This is a genomic window from Acidicapsa borealis (genome assembly GCF_059115245.1).
In genome coordinates this window covers 1,972,529-1,996,827 of record NZ_JCACNY010000001.1, presented here as the reverse complement: position 1 = coordinate 1,996,827, position 24,299 = coordinate 1,972,529, and the positions used below count along the sequence as shown (strand labels likewise).

At 59.6% G+C, this 24,299-nt stretch carries 24 protein-coding genes; 12 read left to right on the top strand and 12 right to left on the bottom strand.

Annotated features, from left to right (window positions below):
* Positions 1–47: 47 nt before the first annotated feature.
* From AC5S27_RS08180 to AC5S27_RS08160, 5 genes are read right to left on the bottom strand one after another with little or no spacing between them, the layout of a single operon-like run.
* On the bottom strand, positions 48–1,430 hold the full coding sequence (locus AC5S27_RS08180; RefSeq protein WP_493934070.1) for a DUF3863 domain-containing protein: 1,383 nt from the start codon (positions 1,428–1,430) through the stop codon (positions 48–50).
* 14 nt (positions 1,431–1,444) lie between these two features.
* A complete protein-coding gene (locus tag AC5S27_RS08175) occupies positions 1,445–1,759 on the bottom strand; it encodes a helix-turn-helix domain-containing transcriptional regulator (protein ID WP_493934069.1) in 315 nt (104 codons plus the stop codon).
* Entirely contained in the window at positions 1,756–2,112 is a 357-nt protein-coding gene (locus AC5S27_RS08170) for a type II toxin-antitoxin system RelE/ParE family toxin (RefSeq protein ID WP_493934068.1), read from the bottom strand. Before AC5S27_RS08170 ends, AC5S27_RS08175 begins: the two co-directional genes overlap by 4 nt.
* 13 nt (positions 2,113–2,125) lie before the next feature.
* Positions 2,126–3,031, bottom strand: a complete 906-nt coding sequence (locus AC5S27_RS08165; protein ID WP_493934067.1) for an ornithine cyclodeaminase family protein — start codon at positions 3,029–3,031, stop codon at positions 2,126–2,128.
* Entirely contained in the window at positions 3,018–4,352 is a 1,335-nt protein-coding gene (locus AC5S27_RS08160) for an MFS transporter (protein WP_493934066.1), read from the bottom strand. Before AC5S27_RS08160 ends, AC5S27_RS08165 begins: the two co-directional genes overlap by 14 nt.
* Positions 4,353–4,595: 243 nt before the next feature.
* Here AC5S27_RS08160 and AC5S27_RS08155 point away from each other — a divergent pair, with 243 nt between their 5' ends.
* Positions 4,596–4,754, top strand: coding sequence for a hypothetical protein (locus AC5S27_RS08155; RefSeq protein ID WP_493934065.1), 159 nt, complete (start codon positions 4,596–4,598; stop codon positions 4,752–4,754).
* Positions 4,755–4,785: 31 nt separating this feature from the next.
* Here the strand turns inward: AC5S27_RS08155 and AC5S27_RS08150 are convergent, their stop codons facing one another.
* From AC5S27_RS08150 to nadA, 3 genes are all read right to left on the bottom strand, one after another.
* Positions 4,786–5,223 (bottom strand): DUF2203 domain-containing protein, encoded by a 438-nt coding sequence (locus tag AC5S27_RS08150; RefSeq protein ID WP_493934064.1) that lies wholly within the window; start codon positions 5,221–5,223, stop codon positions 4,786–4,788.
* A gap of 46 nt (positions 5,224–5,269) precedes the next feature.
* Positions 5,270–5,473, bottom strand: a complete 204-nt coding sequence (locus AC5S27_RS08145; protein ID WP_493934063.1) for a hypothetical protein — start codon at positions 5,471–5,473, stop codon at positions 5,270–5,272.
* 472 nt (positions 5,474–5,945) lie between these two features.
* Positions 5,946–7,256, bottom strand: coding sequence for a quinolinate synthase NadA (gene nadA, locus AC5S27_RS08140; protein ID WP_493934062.1), 1,311 nt, complete (start codon positions 7,254–7,256; stop codon positions 5,946–5,948).
* Between the two features lie 263 nt (positions 7,257–7,519).
* Between nadA and AC5S27_RS08135 the strand changes: the two genes are divergently transcribed.
* Genes AC5S27_RS08135 through AC5S27_RS08125 form a run of 3 tightly spaced genes read left to right on the top strand, consistent with a single transcriptional unit; the run spans position 7,520 to position 9,973 of the window.
* On the top strand, positions 7,520–8,227 hold the full coding sequence (locus AC5S27_RS08135; RefSeq protein ID WP_493934061.1) for a twin-arginine translocase TatA/TatE family subunit: 708 nt from the start codon (positions 7,520–7,522) through the stop codon (positions 8,225–8,227).
* The gene (gene tatC, locus AC5S27_RS08130) at positions 8,220–9,020 is read left to right on the top strand and encodes a twin-arginine translocase subunit TatC (RefSeq protein ID WP_493934060.1); all 801 of its coding nucleotides are present in this window, start codon (positions 8,220–8,222) and stop codon (positions 9,018–9,020) included. The genes AC5S27_RS08135 and tatC overlap by 8 nt, the downstream gene beginning before the upstream one ends.
* Positions 9,017–9,973 (top strand): M28 family peptidase, encoded by a 957-nt coding sequence (locus AC5S27_RS08125; RefSeq protein ID WP_493934059.1) that lies wholly within the window; start codon positions 9,017–9,019, stop codon positions 9,971–9,973. The genes tatC and AC5S27_RS08125 overlap by 4 nt, the downstream gene beginning before the upstream one ends.
* A gap of 29 nt (positions 9,974–10,002) precedes the next feature.
* Here the strand turns inward: AC5S27_RS08125 and AC5S27_RS08120 are convergent, their stop codons facing one another.
* A complete protein-coding gene (locus AC5S27_RS08120; protein ID WP_493934058.1) occupies positions 10,003–10,941 on the bottom strand; it encodes a diguanylate cyclase domain-containing protein in 939 nt (312 codons plus the stop codon).
* Between the two features lie 190 nt (positions 10,942–11,131).
* Between AC5S27_RS08120 and AC5S27_RS08115 the strand changes: the two genes are divergently transcribed.
* A complete protein-coding gene (locus tag AC5S27_RS08115) occupies positions 11,132–12,007 on the top strand; it encodes a TerC family protein (protein WP_493934057.1) in 876 nt (291 codons plus the stop codon).
* 19 nt (positions 12,008–12,026) lie between these two features.
* The gene (locus AC5S27_RS08110) at positions 12,027–12,770 is read left to right on the top strand and encodes an SDR family oxidoreductase (RefSeq protein WP_493934056.1); all 744 of its coding nucleotides are present in this window, start codon (positions 12,027–12,029) and stop codon (positions 12,768–12,770) included.
* Positions 12,771–12,774: 4 nt separating this feature from the next.
* Here the strand turns inward: AC5S27_RS08110 and nadB are convergent, their stop codons facing one another.
* Positions 12,775–14,412: an L-aspartate oxidase gene (gene nadB, locus AC5S27_RS08105; RefSeq protein ID WP_493934055.1), complete on the bottom strand. Its 1,638-nt coding sequence runs from the start codon at positions 14,410–14,412 to the stop codon at positions 12,775–12,777.
* A 79-nt stretch (positions 14,413–14,491) separates the two neighbouring features.
* Positions 14,492–16,399, bottom strand: coding sequence for a PAS domain-containing sensor histidine kinase (locus AC5S27_RS08100; protein ID WP_493934054.1), 1,908 nt, complete (start codon positions 16,397–16,399; stop codon positions 14,492–14,494).
* Positions 16,400–17,003: 604 nt separating this feature from the next.
* On the opposite strand from AC5S27_RS08100, the gene AC5S27_RS08095 reads away from it, so the two are divergent.
* The 6 genes from AC5S27_RS08095 (at position 17,004) to AC5S27_RS08070 (ending at position 22,927) form a co-directional block, all read left to right on the top strand.
* Entirely contained in the window at positions 17,004–17,570 is a 567-nt protein-coding gene (locus AC5S27_RS08095) for a hypothetical protein (protein ID WP_493934053.1), read from the top strand.
* 151 nt (positions 17,571–17,721) lie between these two features.
* Positions 17,722–18,864 carry a 3-dehydroquinate synthase gene (gene aroB, locus AC5S27_RS08090; protein ID WP_493934052.1) on the top strand — a complete coding sequence of 381 codons (1,143 nt, stop codon included), beginning with the start codon at positions 17,722–17,724 and terminating at the stop codon, positions 18,862–18,864.
* Between the two features lie 2 nt (positions 18,865–18,866).
* Complete coding sequence (locus tag AC5S27_RS08085; RefSeq protein WP_493934051.1) at positions 18,867–19,652, top strand: ubiquinone/menaquinone biosynthesis methyltransferase; 786 nt, start codon at positions 18,867–18,869, stop codon at positions 19,650–19,652.
* 451 nt (positions 19,653–20,103) lie between these two features.
* Positions 20,104–21,573, top strand: coding sequence for a cation diffusion facilitator family transporter (locus AC5S27_RS08080; RefSeq protein ID WP_493934050.1), 1,470 nt, complete (start codon positions 20,104–20,106; stop codon positions 21,571–21,573).
* 30 nt (positions 21,574–21,603) lie between these two features.
* A complete protein-coding gene (locus AC5S27_RS08075; protein ID WP_493934049.1) occupies positions 21,604–22,044 on the top strand; it encodes an OsmC family protein in 441 nt (146 codons plus the stop codon).
* Between the two features lie 19 nt (positions 22,045–22,063).
* Positions 22,064–22,927: a PASTA domain-containing protein gene (locus AC5S27_RS08070; protein WP_493934048.1), complete on the top strand. Its 864-nt coding sequence runs from the start codon at positions 22,064–22,066 to the stop codon at positions 22,925–22,927.
* 7 nt (positions 22,928–22,934) lie between these two features.
* Here the strand turns inward: AC5S27_RS08070 and AC5S27_RS08065 are convergent, their stop codons facing one another.
* Positions 22,935–24,299: a transcription antitermination factor NusB gene (locus AC5S27_RS08065; RefSeq protein WP_493934047.1), complete on the bottom strand. Its 1,365-nt coding sequence runs from the start codon at positions 24,297–24,299 to the stop codon at positions 22,935–22,937.

Below are 24,299 nucleotides of genomic sequence, written 5' to 3'. Positions count from 1 at the left end.
GTCAAAAATTATCAGAAGAGGCCGGATATTGCTGCCCGGCCCTCACGCTAAGACTTCACCAAAGATTTCAGCTCGGGATATCGGGCAAGGATGCGGCGTTGGTCATCCGCTGCCAGTTGCGAGAACAGGATTGGCTTGTCCTGCGGGCGCGTCTGCTTCTGGTTGAGCACGTTCATCAGGCTCCACTCGCGCTGCGGATTGGCCGGCTCCTCTGCCTTCAGGTCATAGCGGGTAAAGTCGATAACCTTGGGCTGTTCGTTCTTCTGCCAATTACGCAGTAGACCCAGGCGGAAATCCTCGTTCATAAACCACTGGATCTCCAACTCCTTCTCCGAGCCGGGTGCGCCGGTGCCCCTGGCCTCGAAGCGGTAGTTGAGATGGTCGTTGTTCTTATAATGTTTCCGCCAGAGCAGGCCAAATTCGCCTTCGGTCATCACCTGTGTGTCCGGCCAGCGCTTCTTGATCTCCTGCAGAGACCAGGTGAGATCGTCGTCCTGGCCGATGGAGGTTTCCCAGATAGAAGTGACAAAGCCAAAGCCGTTCAGCTTGTAGCCAGTGTCGAAGTGCTGGGAGATAGTATCCATCGTCTCCCTGTGCCCGGCTTCGAGACCGAGGCGGCCGGTTTCGATGGGTCCAATACCGAGGCGCGAGTTGATGTCGTTGTTGTAGCCCTCGTAACGCGCCGGGAGAAAGTCACATGTCCATCCATCGAGGCAGACGGAATCGATCTGGTCCGCGGGGCCTTGCGCAGGCTTCAAGTAATGTTCGCGGCTGGGGTAGTAGGGGTAGCAGATGCCGCCGTCGCCGTCGCCGTTATCAATGCCATGCTGGCTCCAGATCTGGCCCTGGCAGACGTGGATACCCTCCTGCGTGGCGAGATATTCCTGCGTGCCTGCGTCGAGATAGCCGGCTACGAGCGATTGCGGGCGGTAGTTGTTGCCGACCATCTTCTCAATCATCTGCAGCGCATCGTGGATGGTCTTCTGGTTGTTCTTGCGCGTGTCAAACATGGGCGCAAAGTAGCCGCCGGGAATGAAGGTGATCTCGTCCCCGTACTGGTGGTGATAGCTTGCCAAAAGTTCGCGCGCATCTTGGTACTGCTTCCGCTTGTCGATCAGCGCCAGCCAGCTGATGGCCCAGGTCATTTTCCCGCCGGGCCAGCCAGCGGCAAAGGCGTCGCGGCGGTGGCGGATGTGTTCCGGCGTGTTGAGCTCTGCCTCGTCTTCGCCAAGATTGCGGGTTGGCGTGACTTCGATCTGATTAACCCGAACGATCGACACATGCGTGACGAACCGCCCAGTCAGCGGCGTAGACGTGGCCGCCTGCGCAAACGGTTGGCGGCCGGCAACGACAAGCGCGGCGGCGGAGGCTGCTGTGGTCTGGAGGAATTTGCGGCGGGAGAGAGCGTTCGGCAAGCGAAAATCAGACATGGCGGAAGGATATCTCAGGCTACCCTTACCCGCTCAACCGCGAGACGTAGGCCCATCGCCTTGAGTATTGCGGTGAGGCTACGTAGTTCTGGATTTCCCTGCTCGGAAAGCGTTCTATAGAGTTGGGTGGGATTCAACCCGGCCTTTTCAGCAACGCCTGGGACACCACCGAAGGCCTTGGTCATCTGCCGGAGAGCGATGAGGAGTTCGCCAGGTTCACCGTCCTCGAGGATGCTGTTGAGCAGAGCGACTGCATATGCAGGGTCCTTCTGAAAGACTTCCGAGAGCGCTTCGTCGTGAGACCGGTCTTTTATGGCTTGCTCTTTCATGTTCTGCTCCTTTGCTGCCAGTCTTTCCAGTAATCGCAGGCGCGGTCGATATCAGAACTCTGAGTCCGCTTATCTCCGCCGCAGAGTAGGAGGATGATCTGCGATCCGGCGACAGCGTAGTAGACGCGGTAGCCTGGGCCAACGTCTATGCGCAATTCCCAAACACCGTCGCGGCAGTGTTTGTGATCCCCAAAGTTGCCTAGCTCGATACGATTGATTCTGCGGTCTATGGCAATTCTGGCCTGCGTGTCACGAAGATGACTTTGCCAATCCTGATAAACATCCTTCTTGTCTTTCGTCAGGTAGTGGCGAATTTCGTACACAAATTCATTCTCGTTTATAAACGAACGCATCGCAAGAGCGGGCTCAAAATTTCTTTAAGTGATTCCAAACGAGAGCAGCACCGGTAAGATCCTCAAAGGCCATGCCAAGTGACTTGAAAACGGTAGGCCCTGGAGGTGGGGCAGGGGCAGTTCTTGCGAGGACTTCGCCAAGCTCGCACTGAACCTTCGCCCCAGACAGAATCACATCGCCAGACTCGTTTTCTGATCCCTGGCGCGATTCGGCGACTAGGTAGCCACGCATGACTTCGTCGTCCAATTCGCGGAGCGCCGGGCCGACTGCGCCCACTGCAATGACCAACGATTGAGGCGCAAGCCATTTGCCGAGCAGCACTGGAGTCGTGGCGGCGGTGACGGTAACGACGATATCGCAGGCTGCTGCTTCTTCAATGGAAACGGCTGTTACTCCCGTCTCGCCTGCGAGCTTTGCGGCATTCGCCGAGTTGCGGGACCAGACTCGAATGCTTCCCGGATCGCGGAAAGCGGGATGGACACTGCGGAGTGCTTCGACGTGCGAGCGGGCCTGAACGCCGCTGCCGAGGATGCCCAGTGTTTTCGCATTCGGCGCAAGGGTTTCGGCGGCTACGGCGGAGACTGCTGCCGTACGCATCTCGGTGATGAGGCGGCCATCCATGACCGCGAGAGGCTGGCCAGTGGCGCGGTCAAGAAGTTCAATGATAGCGAGATGTGTGGGAATCGTGGTGTTGCCAGGGTAGAAGGTCACGGTCTTGACGGCTATGAAGTCGCCATGGACGACGGGCATGGTGGCGAACCAGCCAGTGGGGTTCCCAGCCGCATCTTTGACGCGAAGAATCTGGCGCAGTGGCTGATCGACCTTGCCAGTCGAGTAGTCGATAAGTGCCTGGCGAATGGCAGGAATCAGGTCTTCGTACGTAAGGACTGCTGCGATTTGTTCTTCAGAGATGTACATGCGCGTTGAGTGCCAGTGTACGCCTGCGGGCCATCCTGCTCAGCGTAAAAACAACCCCCGCAGCGGTCAGCATGGTGAGCGCCAGCACCGCGAGGCCGCTCTTGTAGCTGCCTGTAAGATCGCGCGCCTGGTCCATCAGGAACGGCCCAATGATGCCGCCCAGCATGCCCACCATGTTAATAGTGGCAAGGCCGGTGGCAGCTCCCTTGCCCTTGAGAAAAGTGCTGGGAGTGGCAAGCAGCGGTCCCTGAATCGCGTTATGCGCAAAATACATCACGACGAGGAAGGGCATGCCGATCCATGGGTTAACGGTGAAGGCGACGACCAGCAGGCAGATAGTTTCAAGAACGCTAGGAACAATCATGTGCAGATACGTGCGGCCGGTGCGCTCCGAGAGCCACGCGTTGAGGATCATGCCGATCGCCCCGCAGACGCCCATGCCGGAGATGATGTAGCCGACCAGCGTCGCGTTGAGCGCGGTCATGTCCTGGATGATCGATGGCAGCGGCAAAGTGTAGGCGTAGTTGACCCCAAGCATGAGCAGGTTCGTAAGGCCAAAAAGCCACACCCGAATATCGCCAAGCGCGTCGGCAACGCCGGTTGCGTGAGAACCATGGGTGGTCGTGCCTTCGCCCGCCAGCTGGGTTCCAATCCAGTGTTTCTCCGGTGCGGAAAGCCAGGGCGCGTGGGCGGGCGTGTCCGGCAGTAGCTTCAGGAAGGCGACGCTGAGGAGTACAGAGGGTAGCCCTTCAACCAGAAAAAGCCATTGCCATCCGGCGAGACCAAACTTGCCCTGCAGGTTCAGCAGCGCCCCCGCGACCGCGCCCATGAAAACTGCGCTGAGCGGCAGCGAGACGTAGAAGCGGCTTATCGTACGAGCACGCAGGTTCGACGGAAACCACTGCGTTAAATAGAAGAGAACGCCGGGGAAAAACCCCGCCTCCGCCATACCCAGCAGGAAGCGCATCACGTAGAACTGCATCGACGTGTGGACGAACATCATGCCCATGGCCAGCAGTCCCCACACCAGCAGGATGCTGGACAACCAGCGGCGCGCTCCAAAGCGGTAAAGCAGCAGGTTGGCGGGGATTTCGCAGAGCGCGTAGCTGAGAAAGAAGATGCCTGCGCCGACGCCGAACACGGTGTTGCTGAAGTGCAGATCGTCCTTCATCTGCAGGCGGGCAAAGCCGATATTGACCCGGTCCATATAAGCCGCGCCGTAGCCGAGCGCGATGAGAGGAATCAGCCGCCATGTGGCTTTCCGCATCGCGGACTTGCCAATCGCTGCGTCCGATGCATTGGAGGGGTCGAGAGAAGGCAAGGACAGCTCTCCTGCGATCGTGCTTCTGGGAATGGGAACGCCGAACCGAGAGAAGTACAAGAGGTGAGGAACTGTGTGGAGCGTACCACATGGCCCAGCCAAAAGTGGTGTTCATGGGATGGATGCACCCGTTGGCCGAATCGCCGAAAACGGACAACCTTTGCCGCACTACAGGACACCAATTCGAAATGGCGCCCAGAGGGTTTCCCGGCAGACCGGGATTGCCATCCAAGAGAGGAACCGATGTCCACCAATCGATCGCTGTACCTGAGCCTAATCGCCATTTCCGCAGCCTGGGTTTTCCTGCTGAAAAGCCGTTCCGCCCCTAGAAAGTTGGTCGCCGCAGCGGTAGCAGCGGAGCAGTTACGGCAGGCATGGGCCAAGAATCACACGACAGCTTAGCGTTGGCTGCCGTATGCATCCATGACCCGGCTCAGTTCAATCGGGTCTGGGTGCTGCGGCGGCGGAAGCGATCGTCGATGGGCTGGCGGCCTTTGAAGCCGGATTCAACCGTGTGCCAATGATCGATGCCAGTCTCGCCTAATTTCCAGCACAGCAGAACCGTCTCGCCCTCCATGATGCAGGGAAAATCGAGCAGTCCGGTATCAAGATCCTTCACCTGGACGCCGATCTCGTCAATTTCAGCAACTGTCTCGCGGGCGCGCTGAATGTGCTTTTCCATCTCGACACGCTGCGCGGCCACTCGGCTGACATTGATACTCATGCCGCCGGAGATGTGGATGCGGCGGGACAGCGCGGAAAGCTCATTATCGACTGCTTCAGCTGCCTGCTTCGCTTCGAGAGCGCGCTTGATGAGCGACTCTACCAGTGGGAGCATCGATTGGGCTTCGTCTAGGGTAAAAGTCTTCATCTCTGTCTTTAGTTTAACGCCAGGCGGAGTTCGATGGATGCTCCATTCAGCACGAATTGCAGCGGCGGGCCCAGGCTTCTGCTTCGGCCTCGGCCGCTTCGATTTCGGCTTTGGTCAATTTGGAGCCATTTGGATGAGCGGCCTTGGCGCTCAAACGGGGTATTCGTACAGTGCTTTCAAAACATTCCCAATGGAATCCGCCTCGTTCGTCATCCAGGAACAGATAATTGCCATCCTGAATCCTCGTCACAGTACCTACGTCTCCAGGATGGAGTCTGAGGCTATTGAAAGATGGCCATGCCCAACCAACCGCATGCTCGTTTGGCGTGAACCTTACTAGATCGCCTACTTGGAATGGATTTACACGCAATTGATTCGTCATCGCCTTGCAGGCTCCTTAAATTTCCAGTGTGCAACGGCGTTTACTCGCGACGCACGACTTTCCAGATCACAAAAATAGCCTCATTCACGATTTGAAGTTCGGAGTCGGTGACCTCGGATCGAGCAAATGCCCGTACATCTTCGAGAGCTATAGCAAGTTCAGCCCAATTGTCAGTCAATGCGTTTGGCTTGAGCGGATAAGCAGGCAAAATTCTTCGAAGAGCGCCGAAAGATCTGCGATCACACCAAGCCTCAACAAGAGACCGGAGGGATTCGAAAAGCTCTGCATTTGTTTGGATCAATGAGAGTCTCCTTGCCCTCCGGCCCTCGAATCCGTTGAATCACCCAATCTCCAACATCCGGTCCAGAGCAACTCTGGCCCAATGCTTGACGCTGCGCTTGACGGAGATCTGATTGACCACGCGCCCTTCAACCAGATTCTCCAAGGCCCAGGCGAGATGCTGCGGACTGATCCGGTACATCGTGGTGCAGAGGCAGCCGGCATCGTCCAGCGTGATGATCTTCTTTCCAAGCGGCGCAAAGCGTTTCGCCAGCCGGTTCACCAAATGGATCTCGGTGCCGATGGCGAACATGCTGCCCTCCGGTGCCTGCTCGACAAGCTGGATCAAGCGCTCGGTAGACCCAAGCGCGTCGGCCTTCTGGCAGACATCCCAACGGCACTCGGGGTGAACGATGACCTGGATGCCAGGGTACTTGGCGCGGACCTGGTCGATATGGCTCGGCAGAAAGCGCTGGTGAACCGAGCAGTGGCCTTTCCAGAGGATGATCTTGCTGGCCATCAGAGCCAACTTGGTCTGGCCGCCCTGCAACGCCCAAGGATCCCAAATGGGCATGCGGTCGAGCGAGATACCCATGGTGTGGCCGGTATTGCGGCCCAGGTGCTGGTCGGGTAGGAAGAAGATGCGTTTGCCGCGGGCAAACGCCCATTCGAAAGCCGTCTGCGCATTGGAACTGGTGCAGACCAGGCCGCCGCGTTCGCCGCAGAACGCCTTAATAGCGGCCGTCGAGTTCATATAAGTCAGCGGAATGAGGCCGTCGGTCAGGCCTATTTTTTCCAAGGCTTCCCACGCAGCTTCCACCTGGCTGATCTCGGCCATGTCGGCCATGGAGCAGCCCGCGTTGAGATCGGGCAGGATGACCTGCTGGATGGTGTTTCCGTCAGCGTCCTGGCGACCGAGAAGATCGGCAGACTCAGCCATGAAGTGTACGCCGCAAAAGAGGACGTACTTCGCCTCGGTCTGGGCCGCAATTTTGGAGAGCTTGTAGCTATCGCCGGTGACGTCGGCAAAGCGAATGACTTCATCGCGCTGATAGTGGTGGCCGAGGATAATGGCCTGCGAACCAAGTTTGGCGCGCGCCGCTGAAATGCGGTCGTCCATGGAATGGTCTGGCAGGGCGAGATAGTTCTCGAGACTGCACGTTTCTTCCGAAGCCGCATCGGCTACGGGGAGTTCCTCAAGTAGAGAAAGCACTCTATGTTCCGCCTTCAGCCCAGCGTATGCCTTGGCGGCAACGCGGACGGGGATGTTGAAAGCAAGTACTGGCTGCAGTGGATTCACTACGGGGCGGCACAACTCGCTGCCCAGCCCAACCCACGGGGATGTTGCAACCTTCTTAATGGATGCCGGCAAACGAGGAAACGGTCCTTAAAGTATTCAGGAGCCGTCCGGGTCCACCGCCAGACATTGATCTGATTGTAACGCCCGGTTTGTGGATTTGAAAGGGTTGCGCCGACAGAGGCAGGCGGCGGCGGGCTCCGGTCGTGGTTGGCGGCAATCTGGAATGGGAGAAATCGCGTACTGTTTGTGGGCGTGGATGGCGGGCAGGTATCATTACCCACAACCGGGCTTTCGACAAAAGCACGTTACGACGCCGGGAGCGGCAAGCAATCATCATGGTGGGAATGGTTCTACAACCAACAATTCAAACGGCCAGCATCGGTATTCCGGACACGCTGTTTCTGATGGTGCTGGCGCTGGTGGTCTTCGGGCCGCGGCGGCTGCCGGAGATCGGGCGCAAGATCGGCAAGCTGATGTACGAGTTCCGCAAGGTCTCCAACGACTTCCGCTTCCAGATGGAAGAAGAACTGCGCATGACCGAAGAGGCAGAGCGGCTGCAGAAGCTGCAGGCGATTGCCGCGCCGGCCGCGCCCATGGCTGAACTGGGCGTGCCGCCGCATCCTGTGTCTGAGAGTCAATTGGAGCTGACTTCGGGAACCGAACACAGCATCGCGCCGAAGTCCGCGTCAGAGGAAGTCGCTCCGGGACTCTCTTCGGGACCACCCGAAGACGAATTACCGCAGCCGGCGGGTGAAATTATTTCTCCTGTGGCCGGTGAGGTGCGCAGTGGGCCGCCGTGGAGACCACCGGTGATTCAACCACCAGCCAGCGGTGACCTTGTGGAAGCACAGAGGCCGTTTCGCGGGCGGATACCTGAGCCTGCCGCAGAGCCGGTGACCGAGTCCGGCGATCCAGCGACACATGTAGCGCCTACGCCAGTGATTGTGGCCGACGAAGGTCGTGTAGGAACGGAAGTACAACCGGGGACGGAGACAAACGTGAACGGCGCGAACGGTTCGGAACGGGAAGCACACCATGTCTAACGAACCAGACGTATTTGATCGCGCCAAGGCGGCGGTAAGCGAACGGGCAGAACTGCCCGGCATGAGCCTCTTCGAGCACCTGGATGAACTGCGCAAGCGGCTCGTCCATTCGGCGCTCTACCTGGCAGCGGGCTACATTGTCGCGTTTTTCTACGCGCCCAGGCTGTATGAGGTTGTACAAGCTCCGCTCAAGGCCATCAACATCGAATTGAACTTTACGCATCCTGCTGATCTCGTCAATCTGCGCTACATTCAAATCCCCCTGGTGGCCGGAGCGATTCTGGCTTCTCCGTTCATCCTGTTTCAGGTGTGGCTCTTTATCGCACCCGGGCTGTACAGCCGCGAACGCCGCTTCCTCATCCCCTTCATGACGGCAGCGGTAGGGCTTTTCCTCACCGGAGCCTTCCTCGGCTACCACTTCGTCTTCCCGGGAATGCTGAAGTTCCTGATCTCCGACCTCAGCAAACAGCTAGGAATTCACCCCATCATCAGCATTGAGGAGTACACCAGCTTCTTCCTCTCGCTGATTCTGGGCATGGGCGCGGTCTTCGAAATGCCCGTGGTGATCTTCTTCCTGGCGCTGTTCGGGATCGTCAGCCCGCGCTTCCTGTGGAAGAACATTCGCTACGCCATCCTGATCATCTTCATCATTGCTTCGATCATCACGCCAACGCCCGATATCCCAACGCTGTGCGCCTTTGCCCTCCCAATGCTCGGTCTTTACCTGATTGGTATCGGCGTAGCGTGGTGGGTGCACCCTGAGCGGAGAAAGAAGGCGGAGGCTGCCGCTTGATCTCCATTCCCGGAAGCGGTCTGAAGCGGTGGCGCAATGGCGTAGCCGCGCCGCTCCTTCTTATCCTGCTCGCTCTTTTCCCCGCGCTGGGCTTGGCTCAGCAGAAATTTAACGGCGAGAAGGCACTTGCGATTACGCGGGAGTTCGTCGCCATCGGCCCGCGGTGGTGCGGCAGTCCCGGCCATCTGAAGGCTGAGGCGTTCCTGCGCAGTCAGTTCAAGAACGACAAGCTGGAAGAGGACACTTTTACCGCCAACACGCCGATCGGGCCCGTACCGATGCGTAATTTCATCGTGCGCTTCCCCGGCAAGAAAGACGGCGTCATCGTCCTGACCACCCATTACGAAACCAACTACCCGCTACGCAATATCGCCTTCGTAGGCGCGAATGACGGCGGCTCTACCACCGGATTGCTGATCGAGATGGCCAACGAACTCCGCCCCAAGTTGGGTAAGGATGGCAAGATCGACGGCTACAGCGTCTGGCTCGTCTTCTTCGACGGCGAAGAGGCGATCGAGCAGTGGCAGGGCACAGACCACACCTACGGCAGCCGGCACCTCGCGGCCAAGTGGGGAGCTGACGGAACGCTCAAGCGCATCAAGGCCCTGATCCTTGCCGACATGCTGGGCGATAAAGACCTGGATGTACAGAAAGAAACCCAATCCACTCCATGGCTCGTAAACCTGGTCGCGCAGGCGGCAAAAAACACTGGTCATTCGAAGTACTTCTTCGCCAAGGAGCAGGCCGAAGAAGACGACCACATGCCATTCCTCGAGCGCGGCGTCGCCGCCATCGACGTGATCGATGCCGACTATGGGCCCCACACCCCACAGTTACCCGATGGCTGGCATCACACCGCCGATGACACGATGGACAAGATCAGCGCAAAGAGCCTGTCTATTGTGGGAGACGTGTTTCTGGAAAGCATCCGGCTCATCAACAAGCGAAGCTAGCCTTGCCGGCGGACTTTCGCGATGCCTGCCTATTCCACGAGCGTTTTAGCTGCATCTGGTCGAGCAAATAAGCGCCGGTCTCTCCCAGCCGCCTTGGCCTGATGGAGCGCTCCGTCGGCAAGACGCATGAGAGTAGAGGCATCATTTGCATCCTGCGGATAGAGGCTGACGCCAAGGGTGCATGCTACCTGAATGGTATTTTCGCCCAAAGGATAGGGGCGTCGGATTTCGGCGAAGAGCTTAGCCACCAGCGCCTCGACTGCGGCTGTGGATTTAACCCCCGACAGCAGAATCACAAACTCATCCGCCCCAAGGCGGCAGACAGTATCCGACTCGCGGAGTGAATCGGTAAGACGGTAGGCGACTTCGCGGAGAAGCGCGTCCCCCACAGTTCGGCCGTAGGCGTCGTTGATCTCGTGGAAGTCATCGAGGTCGAGAAAAACCACAGCAAGTTGTTCGTTTAGGCGGTCAGCCAGCTTGGTGGCCTGGTCCAGGCGGTCGGCGAGCAGAATTCGGTTGGGCAGGCCGGTAAGCGGGTCGTGCTGCGCCTGATAGGCCATGCGCTGGGCCAGTTGCATGGCTTCGCTGGTGTCATGCAGGGCGAGAATCGCGCCATCGAGTCTGCCTTGAGGATCGACGAGAGGCGACGCGGAAAGCTGCACGGCAATGCGCCGCCCACCCTGGCCAATCAGCAGGAAATCGGCGGGAATTTCGAGAGGCTTGTTATCGCGCAAAACTGCGTAGGCTGGGTTCAGCGCCGGGCTTTCCGTGCCATCTTCGCCTAGACCGCTTTGGAAGAGATTCACGACCGTTTCGATAGGCTTGCCCAGGGCTTCGGCCTCGGTCCACCCAGTCATGGACTCGGCTGACGCATTCAGCATGACAACGCTGGCCGATGCATCCGTGGCAATGACTGCGTCACGTACAGACCGGAGCGCGACACGCAGTAGATGACGGGGGTCATGCATTTCGCGATCGGTACCTCTTGGGTGCATCATAGCCAGCCCCCCGCAGCTTCGCAAGATATTCGTCTCATACACCGCTGCCTTGTCAAGCAGCGATGCTGACGCAAAACGTCAAGAGAACGCGGTGCGATAGCATCGAGCCATGGTCGAATACGGGCTGGTCATTGGATTCGGGGATGGATTGAGGGACCTCATGGCGCGGCAAATCGCCGGCGCCCCGGTGCTTTGGTGGATTGGTTTTCATGCTGCAGTGCTGCTGCTGGTGGTCATTGACGCGCTCCTGCCCCACAGCCGTTCGGAGAATCCGAGGCCACGGCTCGCGTGGATCTGGAGCCTCTTCGTGGCGCTCCTGGCAGGAGGCTTCGCCTTCTGGCTCAACTATGAGCGAGGACATCAGACAGCGCTGGAGTTCGTCTCCGGCTACACGATCGAGACCTCGCTGAGCATCGACAATCTGTTCGTATTCCTGGTGCTGTTTCGCGGATTCGGCATCAGCCACCGCCAGCAACACAGGGCGCTGCTTTGGGGCGTGGGCGGCGCGATCGTGCTGCGTGCAATCTTCATCGCGCTGGGCGTTACGCTGCTGCAACGCTTCTCCTGGATCACCTATGTCTTCGCAGCGATCCTGCTGTACGCGGCCTTCCGGCTGATGCGCGGAACTTCGGCTGCTGACGCGGTCCCACCCTGGATTACCGCGATGCAGAAGGGCGCAAAGACCCTGTTGCCAGTGATCCTAGCGGTCGAGGCAACCGACCTGCTGTTTGCGGTCGATTCCATTCCGGCAGTGCTGGCGGTTTCGCGCGACCCCTTCGTGGTGTACACGTCGAACATAGCGGCAATTCTGGGATTGCGGAGCCTCTATTTCGCGCTGTCGAGCGTGCTGGACCGCTTCCGCTTTCTGCATTATGGACTGGGTGCTCTGCTGGGATTCGTGGCCATCAAGATGCTCTCAGCGCACTGGTTCGAAATCTCCACGCTGTGGTCGCTGGGAATCATGGCGATCATCTTAGGCGTCTGCGCACTGGCCTCCGTTCTGTTTCCGGGGCCGGACGCGAAAGCCGGTCACTAACAATTCGACAGAGGTGGACATGAGTGGACGAACAGCTTTAGTGACAGGAGCCTCACGCGGACTGGGCGCGGGGATTGCTTTAGAGCTTGGCGCCGCAGGATACCGCGTGGCGGTGAACTACTTCCAAGGAGCCGAGGGCGCGGCTGGCGTTTGCAAGAGCATCATCGACGCAGGCGGCGCCGCTCAGGTCTTCCAGGCCGACGTGCGAGACGAGACCGAAGTCGACAGACTGGTCGGCGAGGTCGAAGCAACGTTTGGCCCGATCGAGGTGCTGGTGCTGAATGCCACCGGCCCGCAGCCGATGCTCTCGATCGAAGAGCAGACCTGGCAGAGCTATCTCGACCAGCTCGAATTCTTCGTCAAGTCGCCGCTACTGCTGCTCAAACGCGTATTGCCGGGAATGCGCGCAGGTGGCTTTGGGCGAGTGATCCAGATCGGCAGCGAAGTGATGGAACTGGGCAATCCACGCTTTGCCAACTACGTCGCCGCCAAAGGCGCACAGCTGGGGCAGACGCGGTCATGGGCACGAGAGCTTGGCCCCGACGGAATCACGGTGAACCTCGTCGCTCCGGGATGGATTCCCGTGGAGAGGCACGCAACCGCCGACAAGGATGAGCTGGCCGCGTATACACGCGGCGTTCCACTTGGGTACCAAGGCACGGCGCAGGACATCGGGAAGATGGTCGCCTATCTCGCCAGCGATGGAGCGGCCTTCGTCACCGGTCAGAAGTTCGCAGTGAATGGCGGAAACACTCTATGCTGACCCACTACCAGCTTTCAAAACGAACCCTCCGTCCGCTCTCAACCGAGTGCTTACGGAAGTTCTCATCGTCGCGATCCGGCCAGTCATTGCGGTAATGAGCACCCCGGCTTTCAGTGCGGGCAACGGCTGCGCGCAAAATGGAGCCGGCGATCGAGGTGAGCGCCTGTGCTTCAACGAGGCGGCGTCCAACCTTGTTTTGCCCCGCGAATTGAGCCAGCTCGCCTTCAATCTCTGCCTGAGCCGCTACGCCCTCATCCAGGGTTGATTGCTGTCGCAACAGCCCAGCCGTAGCCCACATGGAGCGCTGGAGCCGGGCAATCAGCGCTTCAACCTGCGCACTCTCTTCCGTATTCAACGGCAATTTCGCGGGCGCAATTGCATTTCCAGCAGCCGGGGCCAATTTGTCCGCCAGGATCGCATCGGCAGCGCGTGCGCCGAAAACCAGCCCTTCGAGCAACGAGTTGCTGGCCAGGCGGTTGGCTCCGTGAACACCAGTACACGCGGCTTCCCCGGCAGCGTAAAGTCCCTTCACCGTCGTGCGCCCATCGAGATCCGTGCGAATTCCGCCCATCATGTAATGCGCCGCCGGGCGAACCGGAATGAGATCATCTTGCAGGCTCAGGCCATGCAGGGCGAGAAAACGGCTAATGCCGGGAAAGCGCTGCGTCAGGTCGATGTCCTTCACGTGGCGCATATCGAGATGGACGACTCGCGGCTCGCCATTCGGCCCCATCCCTTCGCGCGCAATGGCGCGGGCGACGATATCGCGCGGTGCCAGCTCAAGCTGGGGATGGTAGCGATCCATGAAGCGTTCGCCGCGATCGTTGCGCAACCATGCGCCTTCGCCGCGAAGCGCCTCCGATAGCAGAAACCTGGGGACGCCGGGCAGCGAGATAGCCGTTGGGTGGAACTGATAAAACTCCATGTCCGCGAGATCCGCACCTGCCGCTGCCGCGAGAGCGATGCCATCGCCGGTGGCCACGGCGGGATTGGTTGTGTCCGAATAGACCTGGCCCGCGCCGCCAGACGCAAGCAGAACGGCGCGAGCGTAAACGCGGGTCTGTTCCACCAGATCGACCGCCGATTCGCCCTTCGACTCATGCAAGCGCGCACTCATCAAATCAGCACCAACAACGCGGTCATCCTCAACCACAAGCGCAGTAGCCATCGTCCACTCGGCGAAACGGATGCGCGAATGAGAGCGGGCGAAAGCCACAAGAGAACGGCTGATTTCAGCACCAGTAGCATCACCGTTGGCGTGAAGGATGCGCGGGTGCGAGTGCGCCGCCTCTCGGGTGCGCATCAACTCTCCGCCATGGCGATCAAAGGCTGCTCCCCACTCGATAAGCTCGGCCACGCGTTCCGGACCTTCCGAGACGAGCACCTGTGCCGCAGGGCGATGGACGAGCCCATCGCCCGCCGCCATGGTGTCTTCCAGATGAAGATCCACATCCTGCGGCCCTTCCGTAGCAACGGCGATGCCGCCTTGAGCGTAGTGGGTGTTCGATTCTCCAAGAGACTCTTTCGTCACGACGAGGACGTTGCCTTGTCCCGCGAGCGTGACGGCGGCGCGCAGCCCAGCGACGCCTGCTCCGATGATGAGATAGTCGATGCGATGGATAGAGGAATCTGCCTGTGGCATAACCTTTGAGGCTACCACCGTTGGGTCGGTCGACGGGGCAGGCCAGAGGGATGACTTGCGCCCGATCGTAGAAGCAATCTCAATGGTACTGTTGGGTTATCCCGGAGGACTCAAGCCCTGGAGCATGAACCGGCAGAAAGACGCTGAAGACGGTTCCGTGCGCAGAGGCCCGCTGGCTGCTGCGCACTTTGAGGCTGCCCTGGTGCCGTTCGACGACGTTGGCGGAAACCCACAGACCGAGACCGGTTCCGTTCAGCTCCTTGGTCGTAAAAAAGGGCTCGAAGATGCGCCTCCGGGTGGCTTGCGTCATGCCATGACCGGTATCCGCAACAGTAATACGAATCCCCGGGCCTCCCTGCTTCCCAGCCGCCACATCATGGGAGCGGACCATCAGCTTACCGCCTTTGCGCGTCGCATCAATCGCGTTTGCAATGAGGTTGCTGAGGACCTGGCGGATCTCGTTCTCCAGGCAGTAGATGGTCGTGTCACTGGCGAACCGGGTCTCGACGCGGATCTGTGCGTTGCGCAAACGGCCGCGGAAGAGGTTGAGCACCGGTTCCGCGAGTTGCGCGGCTGTGGTCGGCGTGGGCTTCGCGGCCTGCCGGTAGAATCGCAAAGTTTGCGTGGCGATCTGCGAAACGCGAGCCACCTCTTCCTGGGCCATCTCAGCAAAGTGGCGAACTTCCGGCAGCAGGTCGTCGCGGCTGGAGATCAGGTAGAGCAGGTTGGTCACTGACTCCAGCGGATTGTTGATCTCATGCGAAATCGAGGAAGCGAGACGGCCGACAGCTGCCAGCTTCTCGCTCTGAATCAGAGCCTGCTCGGCTCTCTTCTGCTGCGTGACTTCGAGCGATGCAGCGGCGATCGCTCGTACCGTGCCATCCGCAGCGCGGATCGGCGAGTAGTTGACCGTCCAGTAGCGATGCTCGCCAGGGCTGTTGATAAGCTCGCCTTCAAGCGGATAGTTCACGATGACGTTGCCGGCTCGAACATCCTCAAAGAGCTCGCGAAGACCGGGTATGGGCGCCATCTCGGTCAGCGTCCGGCCAGTTACCTGTTCCGGCTCCAGGCCGAAGAAGGCAGCCTGACGGTCGTTGAGACGAAGATAGCGAAAGTCCTCAGTATCGAAGAGAGCCAGGCCAACGGGCGCAGTCTTGTAAAGCGCTTCGATCTCAGCAGCCTGGCGCTCAGCCTCGGCGGTCTTGCGCTTCAAGTCTTCGGCGGACTTCCGCTGGATAGTAATGTCGCGGAAGAAGACGGTGATGCCCTCTTCCGTCGGCCGGGCTTCGACGCTCAGCCACAAATTGAGCGGCTCAGGATAGTACGCCTCGAAACTGCCCGTAATCCGCTCCTCCATTGCGCGATGGTAAGCGCTGACATAGGGAGAGTCTTCGTACACCGTGCCCGGGAAAGCCTCCCAAAGGTTCTTGCCTAGAACGTCGCCGCCCGGGGAAAGCAGTTCACGCGCGCGGCGGTTCAGATAGGTGATGTTGTAATTTCGGTCGAGCAGTGCCACGGCATCCGTGGTGGCATCAAAAAGCTGCTGTAATTGGCGATCCGACTGCTTACGCTCCCCCTCAGCCGTCTTGAGTCGCGTCACATCGCGGTAAACAACCGCGATCCCGCTCGGTACGGGCAGTGTCTGCAACGAGATCCAGATATCGTACGGCGGGTAATAGAACTCATGTTCGAGCGATATCCGGCGTTCCATCGAAGTGCGATAGATCTCTTCCTGCGGGGTGCCCACGGTGGCCGGATAAAGTTCCCAGTGGCTGGGGCCGTTGATGGAGTGCGGCTCGATACGGCTGATGCGGCGTGCGCTCTCATTGGCGTAAGTAATGCGCCAGTCCCGGTCAAGTATGATCACTCCCTCACTCAGCGACTGAAGCAAATGGCCAAGATCACCAGCAAGGATCGAATCGATATCGCCGAGCGGACGCGCCTGCGGATCGGATTGTGGCTGCGCGTGTTGGGGCGAGGACAGCATCGTGATCTTCATTATCGATAGCAGTAGAGCGGACCGGTGAGCGAAATCGGGCATTTCCCGCGCACTTGTGAGGCGTCATTTTCAGTGTCCGGGAGCAAGACGGGGCCGTGTACCAGTGGGATGAAAACCAACTCAATTTGGTTGGATGGCAGTCTCGCCTTGGTTAGTTTATGTCCCTGTAAGTCATAGCTATCGTGCGCGCCTTGGTCGCCAGGGGGTCCGTAGTCAGCGGTTCGGATTGCTCAGACAATGGCGTCGCAGATCGCTAGCGTCGGTTGAGTAAGGATAGATAGAGTCTGGCCCCGCAGTTGTTTGGGAAGCTCATTTACGAGTCTAAACACCTTATGTTCGCTGCGAATGTCTGACCAGCTTTGAGGCAAAGCGGCATCCCACGCAACTTATCCCCCGAGGCAGTCGATGATGCGCGGGGATTCGGCAGCAATGGATGCCGGGAAGAGGTCATGCATGTTCAGTCCGAAAAGGTTTCTTACCAAGAAGGCCACGCTGGCAATTGCAACAATGTCCGTTGGGGCAATCGGAATTCTGGCGCCTTTGGCTCAGGCTCAGGTATCGATCCAGATCGGGGTTCAACCGGTTTGCTCCTATGGATACTACGATTACGCTCCGTATCAGTGCGCTCCGGTCGGCTACTACGGGTCAGGGTATTTCTACAACGGAATCTTCCTCGGCATGGGTCCGTGGGCGGGATGGGGCTATGGACACGGCTGGGGCGGGCATCGCTTTCAGAATGACGGTGGCGGACGCTACCACGGTGGAGGCGGCGCAGGAGCCTACCAGGCCTACCAGCAAAGAGGTCGCGGCGGCCAGCACGACAACGGACGCCAGGGTGACGCGCATCAATCGCGGCCCTCTGCTGTTCAGCAACGACCGGACTCTCGTCCAAACGGCGGTGAAGCGAGGCCTTCTGGTCAGCAGCCAGGCGGCCAACGGCCAAGTGGCGGCACACAGCGCCCCGGTGGTGGTGGTCAACGCCCCAGCGGCGGCGCTCGGCCCAGTGAGGGCGGTGGTGGAAGACCCAGTGGTGGTGGCGGTGGAAGACCCAGCGGTGGCGGAGGCGGTCGACCTAGTGGTGGCGGTGGCGGCCACCCGCACGGTGGGCACTCCGGCGACACACCGAAGCCTTAGTCTTGATCTAGAGTGCAACAGGTAACATGCAGCGGCGGAGCGATCCAGCTCCGCCGCTTCGCATTTCCGCCCGGCATGAAGAGAACCCTACGCAGACGACGATCCAGCCAGGGCGGAGCTGGGCGATTTTTCGCTCGGTAAAAGGCTGGCGATAGGCGTGCAGTACGATTGAAGAGATGCAGATCGTAAGAGTAGATACGCCTTCGGCGAAATATCAGGTGTTTGCGGGAACAGGGCTTTTGGACTCTCTGGAGCCTCGCATGGTGCGGGTCTTGGCAGGTCTCTCGGGCGACCGGAAGAGCAGACTGCCGAAGCGGGTTTTTGTGCTGACTTCTCCGCAAATTTGGGCGCTCTGGTCAAAACGCTTTCTCAGCTCATTTTCTGTCGAGCCGGACGTTTTGCTCCTGCCCGCCGGCGAGCGGTTCAAGACTCTGCGTTCCGTCGAAAAGCTGCTGCGCCAGATGGCCAAGGCCGGCGGTGACCGCAGTTCCCTGCTGATTGCCTTCGGCGGCGGCATTGTGGGCGATGTTGGCGGTTTACTGGCCGCGATCTACATGCGCGGAATCGAGTATTTCCAGGTACCCTCGACCTTTCTTTCCCAGGTGGATTCCTCCGTCGGCGGCAAGACAGGCGTGAACCTGCCCGAAGGCAAGAATCTCGTCGGGAGCTTTCATCACCCGTTGGCGGTCTTCGCGGACATGGAGTTGCTGAGCACTTTGCCGGACCGCGAGCTGCGCGCCGGCCTCTTTGAGAGCGTGAAAGCCGGCATCATTCGCGACCGCGCCCTGGTTCGCTACATGGAAGAGAACTCGGCGAAGATTCTAGGTCGTGACGCGGCTGCTCTCGAAAAGGTGATTGCCGCCTCGATTCGGATGAAAGCTGAGGTCGTAGGCAAAGACGAGCGCGAGAGCGGCCTGCGCATGATCCTGAACCTGGGACACACACTGGGACACGCCATCGAGTCCGTAACTCGTTATAAGCAGCTTCTGCACGGCGAGGCCGTCGGCTGGGGCCTGATTGCTTCGCTCTTTCTAGGGCGGCGGCGCGGGACGATCTCTGAAGCGCAGTTTGATCGCCTGATGGGCCTGATTGTCCTGTATGGTCCACTGCCGGGTGTCAAGGTAAACGCGCAGAAGCTGGTCGACGCCACGGCCAAGGATAAGAAGCACCTCGGCAATGTGCGTCGCTTCGTGCTGCCCGTCGGCATCGGCGATGCCTGCGTTGTCGAGGACGTGACTGGGGACGAACTTCTGGCCGCCGCGCAATACATGCTGGCGCTGGCCAAGCCATTGCCTGAGAAGACTGAGAGCGCGGCTTAGCCATGGCAGCAAAACTTACAGCGAATGGAGTTGGCAGCGCCGCCGGTGCCACGCCGGAGGGCGCCACCGACGAGCGCGGCGCAGCGGTTGCAGTACAGTCGATGTTCAACTCGATTGCACACCGCTACGACCTGCTGAACCATGTGCTCTCGGCCGGAGTTGACCAATTCTGGTGGTGGCGCACAGCACGCCGTTTTCGAGCTGTGCTGGCCGATCCCGAAGCCGCAGTGCTCGACATTTGCTGTGGCACCGGAGACATGACCATGGCTCTCCTGAAGCGGCGCAAGCCAGGATCGCGTCCAGTCATCGCAGCAGACTTTGCGCACGAAATGCTGGCGCGCGGAGCAAAGAAATTCGAACGGCCCTCCACCAGGCATGGTATTGCGGTTGCGATTGAGGCCGACGCGCTGCATCTTCCCTTGCCAGCAGAATCGCGAGACCTGATCACCACTGCATTCGGTTTTCGCAACCTGGCAAATTACCAGGATGGACTCGTTGAGTTTCACCGCGTGCTGAAGCCCGGCGGCCAGTTGGGCATCCTCGACTTCAGCGAGCCGGATGGCCTGCTCGGCAAGCTGTATCAGGTCTACTTCCGCCGCGTGTTGCCCGCGATCGGCCGTCTGATCTGCGGCGCCGACGGCCCGTACAACTACCTGCCAACATCCGTGAGCAAGTTTCCTTCCCCGCCAGAAATGCTGGAACGCATGCGCGCAGCAGGATTTCGCGATGTGCAGTGGACGCCATACACCTTCGGAATCGCCGGGCTATTTACGGGCATTCGTGAATAACTCATCCGCTTATCTGTTGACGATTTATCTTTACTTGGTCTCTAATTGGGTTAATCCCGCAGCGGACGGCATCCGCCACGGGGTTGTTGAAGCGTTACAGCAGCAGTTTCAGAAGCGCTGCTACAAGAACCACGATCGCCAGCACCAAGATTGGGTCAAGGTGTATGGCAATGCGCAGCCCGGAACGTTTCAGTTCCATAAGGCTTACCTCCATCGTTGAAATAACCGCGCATCGATTCCGTTCCGGGAATTGATGCGCGGTTTTTCCGCTTTTTGAGCGAAAAACCTGAACGCAGCCGCAGCGGATTGTTCCGCTGGTCGCTCATACTTGCGTGCCGTCCGGTGAAGGTTGGCTGATTATATCTATCTGCCTCGAGACCTGTTTCCTTCGGCTGCTTATAGGTGCGCGGACTCGCTCTCGGGAGCGGAACGTTATAGGCTAGAACTTCGGATGAGTTCCCTGCTCCCCAACCCGGTGGATCTAGTAGCGATGGCCAAAGCCAAGCGCAACGTGGCGTTGCATTCCATGCTGGCGGCCACGGCGATGACGCTGCTCAAGGTAGCGGCGGGCATCATGAGCGGGTCGTTGGGTGTTCTCTCCGATGGCGCCCACTCGGGACTGGACCTGATTGGATCCGGTTTGACGTATTTCTCCGTACAGGTTTCCGACCGGCCCGCCGACGACGGCCACACCTACGGCCATGCCAAGTTTGAAACCCTCTCGGCCTTCGCCGAGGCTGGCCTGATGGCCATCTCCTGCGCATGGATCATCTACGAGGCGATGCACCGCATCTTCCTGCGCGAAACGATCATGCATCACTCGCTGTGGCCAGTGCTTGTGCTCCTGCTTTCGGTCGCCGTGGACTGGTGGCGTTCCCGCGAACTAGGGCGCGTCGCGAAGAAGTTCAACAGCACGGCGCTCGCCGCCGATGCCTTCCACTTCGCCTCCGACATCTGGTCAACACTGGCCGTATTAGTCGGGCTCTTCCTCAGTTGGCTGGGCGGCCAGATCCATGTGGCGTGGCTGAGCTATGCCGACCCCGTAGCGGCCATCCTCGTTTCGCTCCTGATCCTCCGCTTGAGCTGGAAGCTGACCCGCGAAACCTCCGACGTGCTGCTCGACGCAACTCCCGCCGATTTGCGCTGGAAGATTGTCCGCGAGGTTCGGGCAGTGCAAGGCGTCCTCGCAGTGGAGCAGGCGCGGGTGCGGCGGGCCGGCTCAGCAACCTTTGCTGACCTCACGCTAGCCCTGCCGAGAAGCTTCACCTTTGAGCATACGAATGAACTCGTCCGTGCCACGACCGAGGCTGTGCAGCGCGTCGCTCCCGACGCCGATGTGATCGTTCACACCGTCCCGCGGCAGACTTCCGAGGAAAGCATCTTCGATCGCGTTCGCGCCGTCGCCTCGCGCAATAACGTCTCTGTGCATGAAGTCAGTGTGCAACTGATCGAGACCGGGAAAGGCGCCGGCAAAATGCGCGTGGAGCAGCACGTCGAGTTGAACGAATCTCTGACCCTGATGGAAGCACACACCTTTGTGACAGCGATGGAGACGGAGATTCTGCGCGAAGTTCCAGAGCTGGACTCCGTGCTGACACACATTGAGAGCGAGCCGGCCACGATTGAAAAGCCGCAGCCGCTGCAAGTCTCGGGGCAGTTGGAAAGTGAAGCCGATCGCGTAAGCCGGTCGCTCAGGTCAGCGGCCACACAGTTTCAAGAGATCGTCGATGTGCATGAAATTCTCGTCGGGCGCTCCGGCGAACATATCCAGGTCAGCTGCCACTGTACGCTACCCGACGAACTAACCATGCAGCGCGTTCACGAGGTCATCACCGGCCTCGAAGATCGCCTGAAACTGGAATGCCCCGAGGTAAGCAAGGTGCTCATCCACCCCGAGCCTGAGACCGATAACCATCGGTGAGCATCTAGTACGTAACCAAGGAGCTTTTCAATGATCGCGCGCAGTGAGTGGACGAACACAGAACCAAATCCAGATATTTTTCTAGGGCATTCGCAATCCGGGCATGTCATCCGGTTCGATGCTTCCCCGCAGCATACCGAAGGCCCGTCTCCCATGGAGGCCGTTCTCATGGCGCTCTGCGGGTGCACGTCAGTCGATGTCGTCAGCATCCTCAAGAAGAAGCGGCAGCCGCTGGCTTCGCTCACCGTCTCTGCCACTTCGGAACAACAACCTGAACCGCCCCGGTACTTCAACAAAATCACGCTGACCTACACGGTCCGTTCCGAGAGCGGCGCGCCACTCAGCCGCAAGGCAGTCGAGGACGCAGTAGCACTCTCGAAGGACAAGTACTGCTCGGTCTCAGCAATGCTGGAAAAGGCAGCAGAGATTGATTTCGTGATTGATTACGCAGGCGTAGAGCCAACATCGTAAACAATGCCTTGAGGAGATCATGAGAACAAAGCTCCAGCTTCTGCAGCGCTTCTTCCAGATCGCCTCGGTCCTACTGGGGCTGGTGGTCGTGGCCCTGATCTCCGCTGTGACGACGATGCACTTCGCCATTCATGGCGCAGAAGTTCGCGTTCCCACGCTGAAAGGCATGACCGTGGTCGAGGCGCGCAGCCAGACCTCGGGGCTTGGCCTGAATCTCGAAGTCGACAACCGCTACTACTCGGCCGACGTGGCCGCCGGGCATATTCTTTCCCAGTCGCCCATTCCAGGCGCAGTCGTACGGCGGGAGTGGCGCGTGCGGGTTGCAGAGAGCCTCGGACCACAAAAAGTCGAGGTTCCCAGCGTTGTTGGTTCACAGGAACGGACTGCGGCCCTGAACTTGCGTCGAGTCGGCCTCGAAACCGGCAAAGTGGCACATCTGCCCTGGAGCAAGAGCGCAGGTGGAGCGAGCCAGGCCGGCCTGGTTCTGGCACAGGACCCTCCCGCCAAGGCACAGGGCATTGAACGGCCTGGAATCAATCTCCTCGTGGCAGCGGAAGACGACACGGCAGCAGACGGATTTGTGATGCCTGACCTGACCGGACTACCTATCGTGACGGCGCAGGCCCTCCTGACTCGCGTGGGGATCAAGTCCGGCGAGCCGAAATTCGTCGACGCGCCCCTTAGGCCAGTCGCCGGTCCCGCGATAGCTCCCGCTGTGACGGGGACTGTCCCAGCTCCCGGTTCTACGCCAGCTTCTGAGCCCCGATCGGCTCCAGTTCCCATTCGGAGTACAGCGCTACCCGGCGTCGTCATCGCCCAATCGCCCCCCGCCGGATATCGCGTCGAGGTAGGATCGACGGTCGGGCTGACCGTGGCGAAATGAGTCTGAACTAATGCAATCTTTCTAAGATGGCAATGAAAAAGCCATCCGTATGAGTTTGCGGACCGAGACTGCCCGGCAACAGCGTAAGCGATCCGTCGGCCGCAACCGCGCGTTTGAGACCATCCAAAACGTCAGGCGCCAGCCGCCCCTCCCGACTCAGCTCCTCAAGCACCGTCGCAACTGAAATCTGCCGCCAGGCAGATTCGCCGGCTAGCACCTCGCCAACAACATCCGCATTCTCTTCCGGTTCGAGCGAGCAGGTCGAATAGAGAACACGATGCGCACCAGCTCCAAGCGCACTGCGCAGGATCGCCACTTGGCGCGCGTGATGCCTCGCCAGATCTTCCAGCTTGAGCCGATGGCGAATCTCGGGATTTCGTCCAAGCGTCCCGGTGCCGCTGCATGGGACGTCCGCGAGAATCAGATCGTACCCGCCATCTTGAGGAAGCTGCGTTGCGTCTGCCTTTTCAAAATGGATTTGCGCAGACAAATGAGAGTCTTGTAATTCGATGATGCGTTCCCGCATCGCGGAGAGCCGGCTGGGGCTGATCTCACCCGCCGTAATCTTCGCCTCCGGGTTGCGTTCGGCGAGAATGAGCGTCTTGCCGCCGGGAGCCGCGCAGCAGTCAAGAATGTTGCCGCCGCGCCCGGCCAGTTCGGCAACAAGCTGCGAGCCCTCATCCTGAATGCGGATTTTGCCGGTCTGGAAAGCCTCTGTCTGCGCGATATCGCCAGAGACGACGCGGCGGGCAGCAGTGAGGATAGCCCCGGGCGCTACGCTGATTCCCTGCTCTGTCAAACTGCTTTCCAGCGCAGCCTCGGCCAGGCGAATATCGAGTTCCGGCTGTTGCTGGCCATGCTCACAGATCGCCTGCGCCGTTTCGAAACCGTAGATGCGAGTCCACCGCTCGACCAGCCAGGCTGGATGAGCAGCGGCCGGATCAGGACTAGCCTTTGTTTCGACAGCAACCTTCCGCAGGATCGCATTGACCATCCCCGAGGCGAACTGGTGGCCGGAAAGTTTGGCCAGAGAAACGCTCTCGCTGATCGCCGCGTGCACGGGAATACGGTCCAGGTGCAAAAGTTGGAAAGCTCCAAGACGCAATGCGATGCTCACTGCGGGCTCGAGCCGAGCATTCGGGCGGCTTAGGAATTTCTTAATATGCGCATCCAGCGCAATCTGCCACCGCAGCGTGCCGAGAACGAGCGTCGTGCAAAGATTGCGATCCTGTGCCGAGAGAGCCGAGACACGACGGCCGCGAAGGAGATCATCCGCATATTCCTGCCCACGCTCGACCTCCATCAGAATTGTGAAGGCCTCAAAGCGCGCCGGAGTGACCGCGACGGTAGGCTTGCTTACTGGCTTGGCCAT

What these genes read in the sequence shown, in the direction of transcription:
- AC5S27_RS08135 (WP_493934061.1), top strand. Translation starts at nt 7,520, where the DNA reads ATGGTGGGAATGGTTCTACAACCAACAATTCAAACGGCCAGCATCGGT.
- AC5S27_RS08075 (WP_493934049.1), top strand. Translation starts at nt 21,604, where the DNA reads ATGATCGCGCGCAGTGAGTGGACGAACACAGAACCAAATCCAGATATT.
- aroB (WP_493934052.1), top strand. Translation starts at nt 17,722, where the DNA reads ATGCAGATCGTAAGAGTAGATACGCCTTCGGCGAAATATCAGGTGTTT.
- AC5S27_RS08070 (WP_493934048.1), top strand. Translation starts at nt 22,064, where the DNA reads ATGAGAACAAAGCTCCAGCTTCTGCAGCGCTTCTTCCAGATCGCCTCG.
- AC5S27_RS08120 (WP_493934058.1), bottom strand. Translation starts at nt 10,941, where the DNA reads ATGCATGACCCCCGTCATCTACTGCGTGTCGCGCTCCGGTCTGTACGT.
- AC5S27_RS08110 (WP_493934056.1), top strand. Translation starts at nt 12,027, where the DNA reads ATGAGTGGACGAACAGCTTTAGTGACAGGAGCCTCACGCGGACTGGGC.
- AC5S27_RS08065 (WP_493934047.1), bottom strand. Translation starts at nt 24,299, where the DNA reads ATGGCCAAGCCAGTAAGCAAGCCTACCGTCGCGGTCACTCCGGCGCGC.
- AC5S27_RS08170 (WP_493934068.1), bottom strand. Translation starts at nt 2,112, where the DNA reads ATGCGTTCGTTTATAAACGAGAATGAATTTGTGTACGAAATTCGCCAC.
- AC5S27_RS08155 (WP_493934065.1), top strand. Translation starts at nt 4,596, where the DNA reads ATGTCCACCAATCGATCGCTGTACCTGAGCCTAATCGCCATTTCCGCA.
- AC5S27_RS08165 (WP_493934067.1), bottom strand. Translation starts at nt 3,031, where the DNA reads ATGTACATCTCTGAAGAACAAATCGCAGCAGTCCTTACGTACGAAGAC.
- AC5S27_RS08085 (WP_493934051.1), top strand. Translation starts at nt 18,867, where the DNA reads ATGGCAGCAAAACTTACAGCGAATGGAGTTGGCAGCGCCGCCGGTGCC.
- AC5S27_RS08175 (WP_493934069.1), bottom strand. Translation starts at nt 1,759, where the DNA reads ATGAAAGAGCAAGCCATAAAAGACCGGTCTCACGACGAAGCGCTCTCG.
- AC5S27_RS08080 (WP_493934050.1), top strand. Translation starts at nt 20,104, where the DNA reads ATGAGTTCCCTGCTCCCCAACCCGGTGGATCTAGTAGCGATGGCCAAA.
- AC5S27_RS08150 (WP_493934064.1), bottom strand. Translation starts at nt 5,223, where the DNA reads ATGAAGACTTTTACCCTAGACGAAGCCCAATCGATGCTCCCACTGGTA.
- tatC (WP_493934060.1), top strand. Translation starts at nt 8,220, where the DNA reads ATGTCTAACGAACCAGACGTATTTGATCGCGCCAAGGCGGCGGTAAGC.
- AC5S27_RS08115 (WP_493934057.1), top strand. Translation starts at nt 11,132, where the DNA reads ATGGCGCGGCAAATCGCCGGCGCCCCGGTGCTTTGGTGGATTGGTTTT.
- AC5S27_RS08100 (WP_493934054.1), bottom strand. Translation starts at nt 16,399, where the DNA reads ATGCTGTCCTCGCCCCAACACGCGCAGCCACAATCCGATCCGCAGGCG.
- nadB (WP_493934055.1), bottom strand. Translation starts at nt 14,412, where the DNA reads ATGCCACAGGCAGATTCCTCTATCCATCGCATCGACTATCTCATCATC.
- AC5S27_RS08095 (WP_493934053.1), top strand. Translation starts at nt 17,004, where the DNA reads ATGGATACTACGATTACGCTCCGTATCAGTGCGCTCCGGTCGGCTACT.
- AC5S27_RS08180 (WP_493934070.1), bottom strand. Translation starts at nt 1,430, where the DNA reads ATGTCTGATTTTCGCTTGCCGAACGCTCTCTCCCGCCGCAAATTCCTC.